Consider the following 17,454-nt stretch of genomic DNA (forward strand, 5'->3'; position numbering starts at 1 on the left):
CGTCCCGCCTGCTTCATACCATTCTTTTTCTATAAATTTAACTTCTGAACTAAACCTCATCCCACCCTGGGAGCACAGGAGTCTCGCCTGCTTTATACCATTCAAAATTTAAAATTCACTTCTCACTATACCGCCCGTCGATGGCTGGCAAGCCTCGCTGGGAAGGGGACAGAGTCTCTAGACTGCCTACAGGAATTTAACTTCTCCCTCCGCCTTCTACCGCCTGGTCGAGGAATGGCAATTCCTCGCGGGGTGTATGAGGGGCAGAGCTCCCTCATCTAATAATTCCAAAATATCACTATAATCCCCCCTACGCCCGTCGATGGCTGGCAAGCCTCGCTGGAAGGGGACAGAGTCTCTAGACTGCCTATATAAGTTCATCTCCCCTATTGCCTACGGTATTAGCCACAAGCCGCTCTTAAACTGTACCTTCCTTCCGGAGGAAACATTCTCACATGGGGATGCCAAATTGCCGCACTAAAGACTTATTCATAAAAATAGCTTACAAATTCAAATCTATTTGTAGCGACCTTCTCGCCTAAGCTTTGCGGAGTACGCAAAGCCCTGCTCTATTAAAGTATTGATATTTACTTGGAGGTAGGAGTCACTCACACAACACAATTCCCACTATTTTCACAAAAGTGCTTTACCCACTTTTGATGCGGAGCCTGTCTTAATCAAGACATAACTAAACGTCAAATAATACCTGAATAACGGTATTATTCACTTGTTAAATAACACCTGATTTACGACATTATTTACCGATGCTACCAAAATCAAAAAGACTTTAAAAGGAATGAACTTATTGAAAAATAATAAAACCCCCGAGTTATTCACTCGCCAAATAATATCCGAATAACGACATTATTTACAGCTAAAGCAAATTGATACAACAGGCACCCATAATAGAAACAAGTACAATTATCACCAAAACCACTTCACGTTATACAACAGACGAATTAACTTAGAAATCAAAAATCCCGGGAAAATCAACCGCCATATAAAACCATGTTAGATTAGACAAATAATGAAAACATATAAAAGTCATAATAAAAATTTAAGAATTTATCCTTCACCAGAAGATGTGTTTTTATCTGATATAGAAACTCATAAAAAATATTTGTTACCCTGTTCCCTCTTATACTTACCTAGTTTAGATAATTCATTAGATGGATATCTACCCATAATTATACCTATAGAACCTGAATGGGGTTGTGTAGGTTATCTAACAAATGACTATCATAATTATTATAGTAGAGAAAACTGGATTGGTTATAAAATAAAAAATGGTAAATGTTCTTTTATAGGAGACTTTAAATTTTTCCATCAAAGTGCATTTGAAAACAAACCTAGTTTAACTGAAGACGAACATTCTTTGTTAGAAGGTGCCATAACAGGTCATCCAATAATCCTGAACAGTTACAACTTGCAAAAGAAACGGTTAACCCAATTAAATTTTTTAAGTAAAATTTTAAATAAACAAAACAATCCTATTTTATTTAGCAGAGAGCTAGATGATAATAGTTCATTAGGTAATTGGGCTCAAGTTGAAATGCCTTTATCAGAATCAGCATATATTGACAGCCATGGTGATCGCAGTTACAAACGTGTCCCCATAACTCAAAGTGGTAAAGAATTTATTTATATTGGTACTGTAGAAACAAATAACTATGTAGCTCTTTCAGATGATATGTATTATGGAACACAAATGTTGATTTTTTATCAACCAGAAGAAGAACTCATGTTAACTACATTTGAATACAGTTAATAAATCTAACAAGAAGCCGGAAGGAAGATTTTCGCTAAGGCTCAATCTCCCTCAGCTTAGACGTTAACTAGTAATAAAAATAGATGAAACGAACTTTTAACAGATTTGATTATTACCTCGACGACGACAATCAAAAGGTTGCATGTAAAAGAAAAAGAAATCTGAAAATTCACCTTATAATTAACGTGGCATTGATTCTATTTCATTATTTATTTCAACATGCAATGAGTGAGGTGTTATTTATCGTAATATGGGCATCATGGTTAAGTATGATAATTCATTTATATCCAAAATATAAATGTACCAAATGCAATCAAAAAATGGTTAAACAATTAAACAGAGCTGACCACATAATGTTTACTTGTGATAAATGTAAATTGTATATAGACTCTAACTTAAAACAAGAAGAAATAGACTAAAAAGCTAACAAATGAACATACTTTTCATATGCTCCATGAACCGATGGAGGAGTCCCACTGCAGAACAAATCTATAAAAATCATAGTCGCATTAATGTTCGATCTGCGGGAACAAGTAGAAAAGCAAAAAGAACTATTTCATATTCCGACATAAAATGGGCTGATGTAATCTGCGTCATGGAATCAAAGCACAGAAGTAAGTTGAAAGCTGATTTCAGAGATTTGATGAATCACAAGAAAATATATGTCTTAGATATTGAGGATAATTATAAATATATGGACTTGGAACTTATTGAATTATTAAGTCAAACAATTGATCCAATAATCGAAAGCTCAACGGGACTATAATCAGCAAAGATCTATATCCTAAATCGTTTTCTCTAGGCTAGAATGCAGATGGCACCATGATAATCTAAATTTTCTAAAAACAAAAAAGCCTCATTTAGTTGAGGCTTTTTTGTTGTGATATTTTGTGAGTGGATATAGCCTCTTGATAGAAGCGTATGAGAAGATCTATTTCTTATACTTCTTTTTATGTTGATCGGATTTAAGGGAGTGAAGTTTTTTTGTTAATGCATGATATTCATCCCATGAAATATCGCCCCATTTTCCTTCATCGGCTAATTTAGCGGCATTCTTTTTTATAGCGGCTAAGCGGAAGTAAATTTTAGAGGCTTCAGGGTACCCCTTTTCCAAACTCTTTTTCGCTTTCATTTCGTACTCAACTGCGGCTGCACGAAAATCATCACCTCCCTTACCTTTCTTGCCTTCAGCAATTAAACTTGTACTCAAGCACAGAATTAGTATGATAATTAATTTTTTCATTGTTCTACCCTTCTTATTATTAAAGATTTACCGAAACTCATTGTGGAGCTCTTACTTACTTAATCTATAGGATATAGTAAAAACCTTTCACGACGAAAGATATTTTTATAAATTTCTTTGAAATTAGTTTTTTAAAATAATTATGAGGATCGAGGTTTTATTTAAACATTTCGGTATAAAATACATTTTAAAGACATCGTAAACTTACCTCAAGTAGAAGTAAGACAAGAAATAAGCTACATAAAAAAGAGAATAGCCTACATTTAAAAAGCACGCGAGCTTGCTATTTTTTATACTGGCAGTATATGGAGGTCGCAAATTTAAAAAACTGAGGCATACCGATAAGAGCCCGGCAACGACCGGCGTAAGGTTTTTTATGAGATGATAAATAAGCACTTCTGACTTATTTGATTTTTTTGTCGGTGAGCCTTAACACAAAGGTATCTATTATGGATAAATTCACCGATCTGGGCCTCGAGCCCTGGATTACTCAATGTCTTGAAGCTAAAGGTTTCAAAGAACCATCTCCCATTCAAGAACAGGCCATACCTGTTTTATTAGCTCAGGATCACGATATTATTGGTCAAGCTCAAACGGGAACAGGTAAAACTGCAGCTTTTGGTCTTCCTATTGTTCAAAAAATTGAGCCAGGCCTCAAAAAGCCACAAGCTCTCATTCTTTGTCCTACTCGCGAATTAGCTATTCAAGTTAATGACGAAATCAAAAGTTTTTGTAAAGGCCGTGGTATCACGACTGTTACTCTTTATGGTGGCGCTCCGATCATGGATCAAAAACGCGCACTTAAAAAAGGTGTTGATTTAATTGTAGCCACTCCTGGTCGCTGTATTCACTTCATTGAAGATGGTAAGCTCGACCTTACTAGCCTTCAGTACTTAGTACTTGACGAAGCTGACGAAATGCTCAACATGGGTTTTGTTGAAGACGTAGAAAAAGTTCTTAAAGCTTCACCAGATGAACGCACAATGCTCATGTTCTCTGCAACTATGCCTCCACGTCTGAAAAAGATCGCTGAATCATACATGCGTGATAGCATCACTATTAAAGCTAAATCTGAAACCATGACAATGGAAACAATTGATCAAGTGGTTTATGAAGCTTACCCTGAAAACAAATTTAACGCGCTCTGCCGTATCATGGATCTTGAGAAAGATTTCTACGGGATCATTTTCTGTCGTACTAAAGTTGAAGTAGAAAAAGTATCTGCGGGCCTCGCAAATGAAGGCTATGCTGCAGACTATATCCACGGCGACGTCGCACAGGAAAGTCGTGAACGCTTACTCAAGCGTTTCCGTAACCGCAACATCTCTTTGCTCATTGCAACTGACGTTGCCGCTCGTGGTATTGACGTAACTGACCTTTCACACATTGTGAACTTTTCTCTACCCGAGCAATACGAATCTTACGTTCACCGCATCGGCCGTACTGGTCGTGCAGGTAAAAAGGGTACAGCTATCACTCTAATTACGCCGAAAGAGCGTAGTAAAATGAGCTTCATCGAGAAGAAGACTGGCGCTAAGACTGAGCGTCGTAAACTTCCTTTCGGCGAAGAGATGATCAAACTTAGAATTCAAAAGCTCAGTAAAGAACTCGCTCATTTCCAAGAAAATAATGCAGAACTCGAAGAGCTCGCACCAATTAGAGATGTAGCGACTCAACTTCTTGAAGAAAACTCTCCAGTTGATCTCATTACTGCTCTCCTCTCAAAGATTTTTGGTACAAAACTCGATGCGAGCAACTACCCAGACATCAACTGCTCTGCAGCTAAGAAAAAGTCACGTGACTCACGCAATTTCAAAGGCAATACTGATTCTGGTGATAACAAGTCACTTTTCTTTGCCAAGGGTAAACGTGATGGCATGATGCCTAAAAAAGTTATTAGCTTCATTTGTGGTAAAAGTAAAATCCAACCACGCGGGATCGATAACCTCAAAGTATTTGATAAGTTCTCTATCTTTACAACGAATGCAAATGATGCAGAACGCATTATCAGATCTTGTAACCGTAAGGGCATGACACCTGTCGTTCGTTACGATCGCGGCTAAGCTTAGCCCCACTTGATTTTAAAAAGCCTGAATGATTTCATTCAGGCTTTTTTGTGCCCTCATGTCAACAGTGTGATACTGTTTATATGAGTGCACTATAAACAATAACATAATTATCCATCTAAGCGTGACCAGCTTGTTTATGCGCCGTTCCTTCAGAACGGTAAAACTTCTTAAATATCAGCTCTATGGTTAAAACCACAGTCTGAATTATACTATGTACCATTGGCACAATCGAGTCTCATCGTTAAGTAGATAACCGTACACAATAATTAATACTGTCATTAAGTTTTATCAGTAGAACTACTATCTAAACACAAAAAAAGCAGTGATTGACTCACCGCTTTTTTCAAATTATGACCTAGCTAATTAGCCGTGGCACACTTTATATTTTTTCCCTGAACCGCAAGGACATGGATCATTGGGGCGAACTTTAGGTGTTTCACGCTCAATGGGTTTACGCACTGGAGGAGCCTCAATAATCTCTTGCTCTTCAGGCTGAGCTTCCATTTGCATCATATCATCAATGGAGACGCCTTCTGGATCAAGCCCCTGCTGCTGAAGTAACTTGAGTTGCTGAATGAGGTTTTCAAATTCAACATCTTGCGCTGACTGCTCAGTCATTGGAATATTGTGTAACATCTCTTCAATAGACTCAAGTGAAACTGCCGTACGGAACATGTTAGATAAAATCTGCTGTGAGATATTATCCTCGAGCTCAGCAAAGAGCTGGAAAGCTTGTTGCTTGTATTCAATGAGAGGATCTTTCTGTGCGATACCCGCAAACTGTACGTTTTGGCGCAAGCTATCCATAGCACGCAAATGTTTAATCCACAGTTCATCGAGTGCACTTAGCATTATGTTGCGCTCAAGGTACTGAATCTGAGCTGGATCTTCGTGACTTTCTTTCTCTTCATAACCACTAACAACACGCTTAATGATGACATCTGCAAGCGGTGCAATTTCGATGGGCTGTTCGAAATCAAAACCATTCAAATCGAAATCAAGTGGAAAAGTTGTTCCTAACCATTGCTCGAGCTTCTCTTTGTCGACACGGTAAGCACCGCGACGCCCCGTAGAAAAGACTTCAACTTGGTCTTCAATTGTGTTATTAAGGATATCATAGAGGCGGATTTTTGGGTCATCAGAAACTAAGATATCTTTACGTAGTTCATAAATAATCTCACGTTGCTTATTCATCACATCATCATATTCAAGCGTGCGCTTACGAATCATGAAGTTTTGGTTTTCAACTTTTTTCTGAGCATTCTCAATCATCATGGTGGCCATGCGACCCTCAATGCTCTCGTCTTCATCCATGCCCATTTTCATACGATCTAGAATTCCAGTCATACGGTCGGCAAAAAGACGTAAAAGGTCATCTTCAAAACTTACATAGAAAACACTTGAACCGGGATCACCCTGACGTGAACAACGACCACGTAACTGACGGTCAATACGACGTGAATCATGTCGCGTTGCACCCAAGACGTGAAGTCCACCCAATTCAACAACTTCTTCAGTCAATTTAATATCGGTACCACGACCAGCCATATTAGTTGCAATAGTGATTGCACCACGTTGACCCGCATTAGCAATGATCTCTGCCTCTTCTTGGTGACGACGAGCATTCAAAACGCGGTGGGGAATTTTCTCCATGCGCAAGAAGCGACTAAGGATCTCTGAAACTTCAACTGTGGGAGTACCAATGAGAATTGGACGACCAATTCCATTGACTTCTTTAACTTCATTAATGATTGCTTTGTATTTGCCTTTCATCGTAACAAAAACACGATCATCAACATCTTTACGAATACACGGACGGTTGGTTGGAACTTCAAGGACATCTAGCTCATAGATATCTTTAAATTCTTTGGCTTCCGTTACCGCTGTACCCGTCATACCACCAAGTTTGTCGTAAAGACGGAAATAGTTCTGAATTGTAATTGTTGCTAAAGTCTGTGTCTCACGTTCGATACGAACGTTTTCTTTAGCTTCTAGAGCTTGGTGTAAACCCTCAGAGAAACGACGACCCGCCATAGCACGACCAGTATTTTCATCAACAATGACAACGCGATCTTCGCCATTATCATCTGGCGCCACAATGTAGTGAATATCTTTGATGTAGAGACAGTAAGCTTTTAAAAGCTGAGAGATATTATGCATCTCTTCAATTTTTTGTTCATACTGATCCTGCGCTTCACGTTTCTTTTCGATTTTCTCAACATCTTCGTAGGCTTCATTAGAATCAATTTCTTGCATGAGTTCTAAAATATCTGGAATGACGTAAGCATCTGGGTCGTTTGGCGACATGTAGCTACGGCCCTGGTCGGAAAGGTCGGCGTCGTTCTGACGTTCGTTAATCACGAAATAAAGTTCGTTCTTAACTTCTTGAAGAACTGATTTATTGGCATCTGAATTGATAAAGAGCTCTTTCTTTTCAACCGCACGGCGCACATCAGGATCTTCTAAGATACGGATAACCTGATTATTACGGGGCATACCCATACGCACTTTACAAATATCGAAAATTGCTTCATCGAATTCATCTGAATCTTTTGCTGCAGACTTAAGTTTTTCTCTAGCATCGGCAATAAGCTTGTTACAGATCTCGACCTGCTGTTTGTAAACGCGATTAACATGTGGATTAAACTTATCAAACTGATGCGTTGACTGAGCAACTGGCCCAGATATGATGAGAGGCGTTCTGGCTTCATCAATCAAGATAGAGTCAATTTCATCAATAATCACAAAGAAGTGATCGCGCTGAACGAGCTCTTCTTTCGACATCGCCATACCCATGTCGCGCAGGTAGTCGAAACCAAATTCTGAGTTTGTACCATAAGTAATATCGCACTTGTATTGCTGACCTCTAATATCAGGTGGCATCATACTTTGAATACAGCCCACTGTTAGACCTAGGTAGCGGAAGATGGTTCCAATCCACTCCGAGTCACGTTTCGCAAGGTAATCATTGGTTGTTACCAACTGACAGTTTTTACCAGAGAGTGCATTGAGGTAAAGCGGTAGACTCGCTGTAAGAGTTTTACCCTCACCCGTCATCATTTCCGAAATACCACCATCGTGAATCACCATACCGCCGATGAGCTGAACATCGAAAGGGATCATGCTCCAAACTTCTGTCTTGTCCATGTAAGTGACTTCTTGACCATAGAGGCGACGACAAGCATTTTTTACAGTTGCAAAAGCTTCAATTTTCAAATCGTCCAAAGTTTCACCTTTGGCTAAACGGTCACGGAATTCTTGCGTTTTTCCTTTGAGTTGATCTTCGCTAAGGCTTTGGTATTCTTTTTCTTTTGCGTTAATCGCATCAACTAGGGGCTGCATGCGTTTAACAAAACGTTCGTTAGACGAACCAAATAATTTCTTTAATAAGGGGGCAATCATTTTAAATCCTGATTGTAATGATGTAAATAAAAAGGGAGTTTGAACCGGGGGTTCAAAAAAGTGTGCTTAGGCGCAAATAGTTATTTGCTGAGCCGGCTCATCATCATATAAAATCAATTGAACTGATTGTAACAATTCAAGACTAGGTGCTATGAGCGTGTGTGCTTGATAATGATCGACAGCCTTCTGCGAAGCATGCTCATACGGAGTCTCTTGCTTTGTAAACTGCTGGTAAAAGTCATTAGCTTGTGATGATTTTTCAAGAATATTAAAACGCAAGCCATTGAGTGTCGAGCTTTTGTCTTTAGTGACTAAAACAGCGGTAAGGCGACTTCCCTTTTGCTGTTTTTCAATGCGTAAAACTCCTTCTTTTTGCAAGCGATAAGATGTCTTCGGGCTGAGCTGAAGCTCGCCGTGGACAAAATCGGCTTCGATGTCATTCATGGCATTAACTGCGAGAACGACGAGGAGTAAAACTTTTAGATTTTTTGGCATCTTGAACTTTTCTAATTATTGATCGCTCAAGATAGGTAAGTTCGAGTGGAAATCAATCCTTATAAAGGCCTTATTACATGAGTTTTCACAAGAAAAGCCGCTGTGAACACAGCGGCTTTTCTAATCATGAGTTTTTGTTTTTAAAAGCGAACTTTATTTAGCTTCACTCTCTGACTTTTTCTTAGCGTGATGATGACGTTTGTGAGCCCATTTCTTTTTCATCTGCTCACGCATTGCCTTCAATGTATCAGGCGACACACGCATGGTCATTTCTAGAATGCCATCCATTACTTGAGTCTTAAAATTATCAGCGCTCATTTTCATTTGTGGTTTTGCGATTGCAAAGCCCATCATCATTTTTACAAAGCTTTCAACGCCTTTTAAATCCTCTTCTTTCTCCATGGATAATTTAGTTTCAACAATGAAATCTTTTTCAAAAGTCACTTTACCAAAAAAACCTTGGTAAGTCTGCATCATGGGGTGAGCGATCTCAACTTTGCCTTTGGGTTGATGAACGGCAAAAGCAAGTGTGTCCTTATTGGATTCTAATTGATTGATGAAGAAACTATCCGAAATAAGTGATTCTGATGAACTTAAGGCCAATGCCTGTTTAACTGTTTCATACTCACCTGCCACCCATTGAGTCGGAGAAATTTGTGCGTAGGTGTATTTGCGTTGTTTAAATGGAACTACATAAGCGAGTTTGCCAGCGATCGAAGATTTCTCAAAATTTAAGCGATTCTTGCCTTGGGCTTTTTTCTCTTTATATTTAGCTTCTAGCTCACTTAAATTAGGTGCAGTTTTATATTCAATGAACATCAACCACTGACGAATACGCTCTAATTGAGCTTCCGAAGTTCGAGTTTGCTTGAGTTTAATAAACTCCGACATATTTGCGGTAAAGGCAAAACTTTGCATGTTTTTGAGATCAATCCCCACCTTCTGACACCACTGCATCTTGGGATTTTCTGCATACTTTGATTCCATACATTCCATCACCATGGGAAGTTCAGCCACAGATTGAGGCTGTGAAGAAAATAAATAATCAAAATTTTGAGGGCTATAGCGCAAGGCCAATGGTTCGGCAAAGAGGCCAAAACTAAAGAATAAACTTACTATTATATACTTCATATCACATCCTATCATTTTTTTGCGTGAGTATAAAGCTATGCTAATAAAGAAGATAAAACAAGATTTTATTGGGTTTTATTCAAGTTAAGTTACAAAATATGTGATACTTTAATCTATATCTCGATCATATGAAAAAAGCTAGGCAAATAAACCAAACAACACAGGCTAAGGAAGCCGCAAAAATCGCTTGTGGCGCCTGACTCTTTACATGATCCATTAGGTCACACCCCGTACTCATGGAACTTAAGACCGTCGTATCAGAGACTGGCGAGCATTGATCGCCAAATACCGAGCCATCCATCACACACGCAAAACAAATTGTCATGAACAACATTGCGGACTCCGCAGGAATCGCTCCACTATTAGCAATTGACCACGCTAAAGGCATCGCCAAGGGGAAAACAACTGCGTAGGTTCCCCAGCTGGAACCAGTTGAAAATGCAATCACAATAGAAATCAAGAAAAGGATAAAAGGAAGAAGCATGTATGAGACATCTCCACCAATAATCTCGACTAAATAAGTTCCCGCTCCAACTTCTTTACTAACTGCCCCCGTCACAAAAGCCATCAATAGAACAATTGAACCACCAAGAACCCCTTTCATTCCACTCACGGCCGCCTTAATTGTCTCCTGAATCTCCATACCTTTAAAGACTGCCATAGTAATCGAAAGTGCAAAGGCCAAACCAAATGCTAAAAGAATATCGGGAGAGTCGTAAATAACATATGTTCCTATTGCGACACCAAGAAGCGTAAATAGCGGGAGTAAAAACTCAATCACATGCGGATTGTAACCCTTTGGCATATCGACATTACTCAACTCATCTACTGCTAAAGGTTCCGAGTTTGGCGCATCCAGTTCTCCAGTTTCACGCGAGCGTTTTTTAGCCTCTTTGAGGCGCTTGCAAGTGAACCAAGGCTTTTCAATACTGAGCATAAAGGTCCCCAAGACCGCAAAAATGGCATAGAAACAAAAGGGAACTGATTTAAAGAAGAAATCGATACGATCCAATTCAGTCGCCAAAAAAGCCACACCAGGAACATAGATGAAGGCCTGCACATATCCTGGCCAGGCATTAAAGGCTAACTGAGACGCAATTGGCGAAGAAGTTGAGTCGACTATGTAAGACAACTCTTCATGGGAAATATTTTCTTTATCCGCCACAGGTTTAACTGACGTTCCCACCAAGACTGAAGAAATAGTTCCACCTTGAAAAAAAACCACTCCCAATCCCCAAGCCACGAGTTTAGCTGAGCGTGGTCCTTTAACAAACTTTTCAGTCATGAAATTCGCAAAGGCCAAGGAGGCTCCCGTCCTTTGCCATATGCCAAGAAGGCCGCCCAATAACCACAAATATAGAACTAAAGTTTTGGCGGGACTTTTTTGCGCTAACATCTCGACGGTATACTCAGGAAAGTGATAGGAACCAATCATGATCGCTCCACAGGCTGCGCCAACCGTCAAGGAAACGATTGGTTCACGAGTAAAAAAACAAAGTACAATCGCTGCCAAGGCGGGGAGTAAACTAAAGAAATTAAAGTGATAGGCTTTTTTGAACTGAAAATACGAGGTCTTTTCGTCTTCGATTTTTTTAAGAAACTGCTCTTCGGGAAGTTCATCAAGCTCACCTTTTTGAGTAAAAGGACTCTGCTCCCACAAGACGGCTTGATCAAGAAAAACTTTTTTCTTCTTGTAGGTATAATAAGCTTGCCCCTGCTCATCCACTTCGTGCTGGAGCTTAATTTCTTGAATGGCAACATTGGGCTTAGTGTATTTACTTAGGCCAAAAGCCAAGAGGAGAAATGAAACAATGAGAATTGCCTCAAAAAATGTTTTTTTCTTCATAAGTTCATTTCTTCCTATTATTCATTTAAATTTTTCTTGGATTCAACTTGGGCACAAAAAAGTCTCGGTTAAACCGAGGCTTTTTTATTAGTGCTTAAGCTTTTGCGGAAGCCGCAAGTTTTTTGAGTGCAGCAATATCCTCAATTGTACTCAAATCACCTTCAATATCACGACCTGCAGCGATCTCTTTCAAGACGCGACGCATGATTTTTCCAGAGCGAGTTTTAGGAAGTGCATCAGCAAAGTGAATTTGATCGGGACGTGCAAAGGCACCGATTTCACCAGCAATATACTTTTTCAAAGCAGTCTTATCTTCTTCTGTTTGAGTGAAACCACTATTAACGATGACATAAGCAGCAATGCCTTCACCTTTAATATTGTGTTCAAAACCAACTACTGCAGCTTCAGCCACACTTGGGTGAGCCACTAGACAACTCTCGAGTTCCATAGTTGAGAGGCGGTGACCTGACACGTTTATCACATCGTCGATACGACCGAGAATGGTGATATAACCCTTCTCGTCTTTAACGGCACCATCACCAGCGAGGTAATAACCCTGCTCTGCAAAGCGACTCCAGTAAACATCTTTAAAACGCTCGAGGTCGCCCCAAATATTAGTAAGCATTGAAGGCCAAGGTTTACGGATAACCAAAAGACCACCTTTACCATCGGGTACTTCATTACCTTTTTCATCAACAATTGCTGCATCTACACCAAAGAAAGGAGTCGTTGCACAACCTGGACGCGTTGCAGTCACACCTGGAAGTGGCGTAATCATCACAGCACCAGTTTCTGTCTGCCACCAAGTATCCATAATAGGACAACGAGAAGCGCCAATTTTTTCGTGATACCACATCCAAGCCTCTGGATTAATGGGTTCACCTACTGTGCCGAGAAGGCGAAGTGAGGAGATGTCATGCTTCTCAACATGTTCGTCACCCCAGCTCATGAAAGCACGTATCGCTGTAGGAGCTGTATAGAAAATTGAAACTTTATACTTTTCGATCACATCCCAGAAACGATCGAGATCAGGGAAGTTTGGAGCACCTTCGTACATGACAATTGATGCACCATTAAGTAAAGGCCCGTAAACCAAGTAACTATGGCCTGTAATCCATCCAACATCAGCTGTACACCAGTAAACGTCAGTATCTTTCATATCAAAAATATATTTTGTCGTCGTGTAAGTCCCCACCATGTAACCAGCAGTTGAATGCTGAACACCCTTGGGCTTACCCGTAGAACCAGAAGTATAGAGAAGGAAAAGTGGATCCTGTGACTTCATTGTTTCTGCTTCAAAAGCAGTACCTGCAGCAGGATAGATATCGTTCCAGTAAATATCGCGGCCATCTCTCATTTCGTGATCACATTCTGCGCGCTGAACAACGATACAAGTTTTGACGATATCAGTCTGGTTAATAGCCTCATCAACAATGTTTTTAAGACCTAAAGTTTTCCCACGGCGCCAGCCACCATCAGCAGTGATGACCACTGCGGACTCCGCATCTTTTACTCTGTCTAAAATGGCACCAGAAGAGAAACCACCAAAAATCACTGAGTGAATTGCCCCAACTCTCGCACAAGCAAGAACTGAAATCATTAATTCTGGAACCATTGGTAGATAAATTGTTACACGGTCGCCTTTTTTGACGCCTTGCTCACGTAGCATAGCCGCCGCACGACAAACGCGGTCGTGAAGTTCTTCATAAGTAAGTGTCAAACTATCGCCAGGCTCGCCTTCCCAAATTAAAGCCGCTTTTGTGCGTCTTTCTGTATCTAAATGGCGATCGAGGCAGTTTTCCGTAATGTTAAGTTCCGCACCATCAAACCATTTCGCGACTGGAGCATCTTCCCAGTTAATGACTTGGTCCCACTTCTTTTTCCATGTAAAGCCTTCCGCAATATCACCCCAGAATTTCTCTGGACTACGGATTGACTCCATATACATGGCATCGTATTGACCTTTTGATTTAATGTGTGCTTGTTCAACAAATTCGAAAGTAGGTTCAAAAAGCCTATCTTCCTGCATAGTTACTTCAATATCGTTACTCATCTTATCCCTTCAATTTTTATTAAAACTTGACTAAAGAATGAACTGGACCTGACTCCAGTAGCTGTTTTCCATTTAAAAAACTTAGTTCGACAAAAAATGCGTATCCCGCAGTTTTTGCTCCCATCTTTTCCACTAAATCACTTGCAGCACGTGCGGTCCCACCCGTTGCCAAGACATCATCGATCACGAGGACCCGATCGCCTGCATTAAAGGCATCTTCTTGGATTTCTAGGGTAGCACTGCCATACTCTAAATCGTAGGATTGTGAAACAACTTTACCCGGGAGCTTCCCTGGTTTTCTTGCCATCACCATGCCTAAATTGAGTTTTTGTGCTAGAGCAGTTGCAAAAATAAAACCTCTCGAATCAATTCCTAGGAGATAATCTATCTCTTGATTTTCGATAAGTTTTGCCATCGCATCAATCACCTCAGTGAATTTTTGTGGATTAGCTAGTAGCGGACTAATGTCTTTAAATATGATTCCCGGACTCGGAAAATCCGGAATATCCCTCAAACAGGAACTAAAGTCCTCACTCATTCTTATTACCTAAATTTATTTTATATTTCATTTTCTAGCAACGACACCACACTAAATTGCAAAAAAACATCTGTAAAAGTAGGAAAAAAAACTCTAAAGTAAAGCCATACTGCCTTGAAAAGGCGAGCCTCAGAGGCAGTTTTTAAAGGATTTATCATTTTTTTAACTTTGGGGAACAGAAATGTCATATTCCTGTGAGCACTGCGGAAGGGTTTTCGAGACAAAATTATCGACAGATGGAGGCATAGATTTCTGTTCCTTTTGCGACAAATTAAACATTGCCATACTAGACAATGGTTCTGATATCATTTTTGGCGACTTTTTAATTGAAGAAGCCATTGGCGCTGGCGGTCATTCTATTGTCGTAAAAGCCAAACATATACCATCAGGAATTGACTACGCTTTAAAGCTCTTTTTCAGTAAATGCGAAGATGATAATCACATTTCACAAGAGTTCCTACAAGAAGTAGAAACGGCTTCACAACTCGTCCATGAAAACATTGTGCGCATTTACGAAGGTGGGGTCCATGAAAACATCATGTATATTGTCATGGAACATATAGATGGCCTTAACCTAGGAGAATATTTAGAGCTCTACGTTCAAATGGAACCCAAGGAAGCCGTTGCCGCCATGGTACACGCCTGCAATGCCCTCGATTACGTTTGGTCCAACTTCCTTATGATTCACCGAGATGTAAAACCCCACAACATTATTGTCACCAAAGAAGGGGCTGTAAAACTTTGCGATTTTGGCTTAACTTCAAATCATGAAATGGCTGTCCAAGAGAGTCGTAATATTTTGGGAACTCCTTTTTACCTCTCACCTGAAATGATTCAAACTGATATCTACCAAGATAATCGTTCTGATATCTATTCTCTGGGCTGTACACTCTATCACTTAATTGTAGGCCTACCGCCTTTTAATTATGGCGGACTTCTAGAAGTTGTTAATGCGCGAATTGAAAATCCGCCACCGGACCCTAGAGAAGATTTTGCCGAATGCCCCGAGGCTTTGGCAAAAATCATCATGACGATGATGGCTACTGATTCTGACGAACGCTATGCCACTGCCTTTGAAGTTTCCGAAGACTTATTAAGATTTTTAAAAGACGAGGCTCCGCACTTAGTGGATCCCAACCGAGAAAGAGCCAATCAATGAAAAGTAGCAACAACCTTGTATGGATGGATTTAGAAATGACTGGACTAGATCCAGTAAAAGATAAAATCATCGAAATCGCCACCCTCGTCACCGACAGCGAACTCAACATTATTGCCAAAGGTCCCTGCTTAATTATTCACCAAAGTGACGAAGTCATGAACAACATGAATGACTGGTGCATTAAACACCATGGCCAGTCAGGCCTTACACAAGCTGTCAAAGACTCCAAGGTAAGCCAAGAAGAAGCTTGCCAGCAAACACGTGACTTTATCTTAGAGTTTTGCGAAAAGGGTCGCGCTCCCTTATGTGGTAACTCTATCGGTCAAGACCGCATGTTTTTAATGAACCACATGCCTGAAATTATTAACGTTCTGCACTATCGAGTTGTTGACGTTTCAAGTATGAAGGAACTCTTCAATCGCTGGTATGGCCAGAAGAAATCCTACTTCACCAAAAAAACAACTCACCGAGCTTTAGATGACATTATTGAATCAATTGAAGAATTAAAATTTTATAGAGAAAAGTTCCTCATTCCAAAAGATGAGTTGAAATAGCCTTAGATCTCAACCAAAAAAAAGCCCTTCGTTAGCGAAGGGCTTTTTTGATTTTATAAAACTAAGAACTACTGATGCGCCATGGCGTAGTATAAACTCATCAAAGCATAAGAAGTTACGAGTTGGCGATTATTTTCCTGCCAACGCTTTTCGGGATTAACCCAACTGCCCTCTTCTGCTTGCATAGAGAGTAATTTTTTACAAAGATCCTTGCGCCAGTGGTGCTGAGCTCCACTTTCACCTTCGACTACTTCAATTTCAGCTGCATGTAAAGCTTTTGCAAAAGTATGAATGTAGTAAAAATGTCCCTGAAGTTTCAAACCAGGGTTTTCATCTAAAGTGTAATTATGCTTTACCCATTCCATGGCTGCTTTAATACGCGGGTCATCTTTATCAACTTTTGCATAAATCATTGACTTTATACCCGCATAAGTCATACCAGCATAAGGAGCCTTATCTGGACCTTCAGTTTTTGAGCGATCTGGTGAGTAACGAAAGCCACCATAGTTTCTTTCTTTCCACTCGATATCTAATTTTTCGTCATTTTCTTTCGTCGACTGACAGCGCTCAACAAATTCCAATGCTTTTGCCCACGCCTCACGTGTCGCTTTTACATCTTCAGGACTCACACCTTCTTGATCAACTGATTCAGTTAAATAAAGGGCCTCTAAAGCATACTGAGTATTTGAGAGGTCTGACTTTGTTTTTGTTGAACCATAACCGATACCACCTTCTTCCACGCCTGTTTCAGGTCCGAACTGACTTTTCACTAAGAAGCGTCGTCCTTTACGAATCACATCACCATATTTCTTACTATCAACTAAATAAAAGGCCATCAAGGTTACTGAGGTCGTGTAATTTGGGTAGGCATGTTCACTACGGTCATGTATTGATCCATCGGGATTCACAAATTGATTTAAGTACTTAACCGCTTTGGTAATCTGTGGCTCGTATTGATCTCGTGATGGTGACATCGCTAAAGTTGTCACAGACAAAGCTGTGTAAGCAGGAACCCCACCGTAAAGCCCCCAAGATCCGTTATCGTTTTGCTGAGAAAGCAAAAAGTTTTCACCCTTTTTCATCGAGGCTTTAACTTCAAACTTTAATGAGTTATCTATACTCGCTTGAGCAACAGTACTCATGGCAAGTAGTAGAGCTAGAATAATCTTTTTCATAATTTCATACCTAATATTTTT

At 40.0% G+C, this 17,454-nt stretch carries 13 protein-coding genes; 5 read left to right on the top strand and 8 right to left on the bottom strand.

Annotation, left to right across the window (positions count from 1 at the left end; translation table 11 throughout):
• The first annotated feature begins 1,027 nt into the window (after positions 1–1,027).
• Positions 1,028–1,768, top strand: a complete 741-nt coding sequence (locus PQO01_RS20790) for a hypothetical protein (protein ID WP_274314041.1) — start codon at positions 1,028–1,030, stop codon at positions 1,766–1,768.
• Between the two features lie 430 nt (positions 1,769–2,198).
• Positions 2,199–2,534 (top strand): low molecular weight protein tyrosine phosphatase family protein, encoded by a 336-nt coding sequence (locus tag PQO01_RS20795; RefSeq protein ID WP_274314042.1) that lies wholly within the window; start codon positions 2,199–2,201, stop codon positions 2,532–2,534.
• Between the two features lie 165 nt (positions 2,535–2,699).
• On the opposite strand, the gene PQO01_RS20800 is transcribed toward PQO01_RS20795, so the two are convergent.
• Positions 2,700–3,011, bottom strand: a complete 312-nt coding sequence (locus PQO01_RS20800; protein ID WP_274314043.1) for a hypothetical protein — start codon at positions 3,009–3,011, stop codon at positions 2,700–2,702.
• 449 nt (positions 3,012–3,460) lie between these two features.
• On the opposite strand from PQO01_RS20800, the gene PQO01_RS20805 reads away from it, so the two are divergent.
• The gene (locus tag PQO01_RS20805) at positions 3,461–5,074 is read left to right on the top strand and encodes a DEAD/DEAH box helicase (protein WP_274314044.1); all 1,614 of its coding nucleotides are present in this window, start codon (positions 3,461–3,463) and stop codon (positions 5,072–5,074) included.
• A 369-nt stretch (positions 5,075–5,443) separates the two neighbouring features.
• Here the strand turns inward: PQO01_RS20805 and secA are convergent, their stop codons facing one another.
• From secA to PQO01_RS20835, 6 genes are all read right to left on the bottom strand, one after another.
• Positions 5,444–8,482, bottom strand: coding sequence for a preprotein translocase subunit SecA (gene secA, locus PQO01_RS20810; RefSeq protein WP_274314045.1), 3,039 nt, complete (start codon positions 8,480–8,482; stop codon positions 5,444–5,446).
• Positions 8,483–8,548: 66 nt separating this feature from the next.
• Entirely contained in the window at positions 8,549–8,977 is a 429-nt protein-coding gene (locus PQO01_RS20815; protein ID WP_274314046.1) for a hypothetical protein, read from the bottom strand.
• 153 nt (positions 8,978–9,130) lie between these two features.
• Positions 9,131–10,108 carry a hypothetical protein gene (locus PQO01_RS20820; RefSeq protein WP_274314047.1) on the bottom strand — a complete coding sequence of 326 codons (978 nt, stop codon included), beginning with the start codon at positions 10,106–10,108 and terminating at the stop codon, positions 9,131–9,133.
• A gap of 124 nt (positions 10,109–10,232) precedes the next feature.
• Positions 10,233–11,954: a Na+/H+ antiporter NhaC family protein gene (locus PQO01_RS20825; protein ID WP_274314048.1), complete on the bottom strand. Its 1,722-nt coding sequence runs from the start codon at positions 11,952–11,954 to the stop codon at positions 10,233–10,235.
• 94 nt (positions 11,955–12,048) lie between these two features.
• A complete protein-coding gene (gene acs / locus PQO01_RS20830; protein WP_274314049.1) occupies positions 12,049–14,007 on the bottom strand; it encodes an acetate--CoA ligase in 1,959 nt (652 codons plus the stop codon).
• Between the two features lie 19 nt (positions 14,008–14,026).
• Positions 14,027–14,545, bottom strand: coding sequence for an adenine phosphoribosyltransferase (locus PQO01_RS20835; RefSeq protein WP_274314050.1), 519 nt, complete (start codon positions 14,543–14,545; stop codon positions 14,027–14,029).
• Positions 14,546–14,726: 181 nt separating this feature from the next.
• Between PQO01_RS20835 and PQO01_RS20840 the strand changes: the two genes are divergently transcribed.
• Together PQO01_RS20840 and orn are read left to right on the top strand one after the other, a co-directional pair.
• Positions 14,727–15,704 (top strand): serine/threonine protein kinase, encoded by a 978-nt coding sequence (locus PQO01_RS20840; protein ID WP_274316161.1) that lies wholly within the window; start codon positions 14,727–14,729, stop codon positions 15,702–15,704.
• A complete protein-coding gene (gene orn, locus PQO01_RS20845) occupies positions 15,701–16,258 on the top strand; it encodes an oligoribonuclease (RefSeq protein ID WP_274314051.1) in 558 nt (185 codons plus the stop codon). Before PQO01_RS20840 ends, orn begins: the two co-directional genes overlap by 4 nt.
• Positions 16,259–16,326: 68 nt before the next feature.
• On the opposite strand, the gene PQO01_RS20850 is transcribed toward orn, so the two are convergent.
• The gene (locus PQO01_RS20850) at positions 16,327–17,433 is read right to left on the bottom strand and encodes a prenyltransferase/squalene oxidase repeat-containing protein (protein ID WP_274316162.1); all 1,107 of its coding nucleotides are present in this window, start codon (positions 17,431–17,433) and stop codon (positions 16,327–16,329) included.
• Between the last annotated feature and the right edge of the window lie 21 nt (positions 17,434–17,454).

The sequence above is a fragment of the Lentisphaera marina genome (assembly GCF_028745505.1).
Classification (GTDB): domain Bacteria; phylum Verrucomicrobiota; class Lentisphaeria; order Lentisphaerales; family Lentisphaeraceae; genus Lentisphaera; species Lentisphaera marina.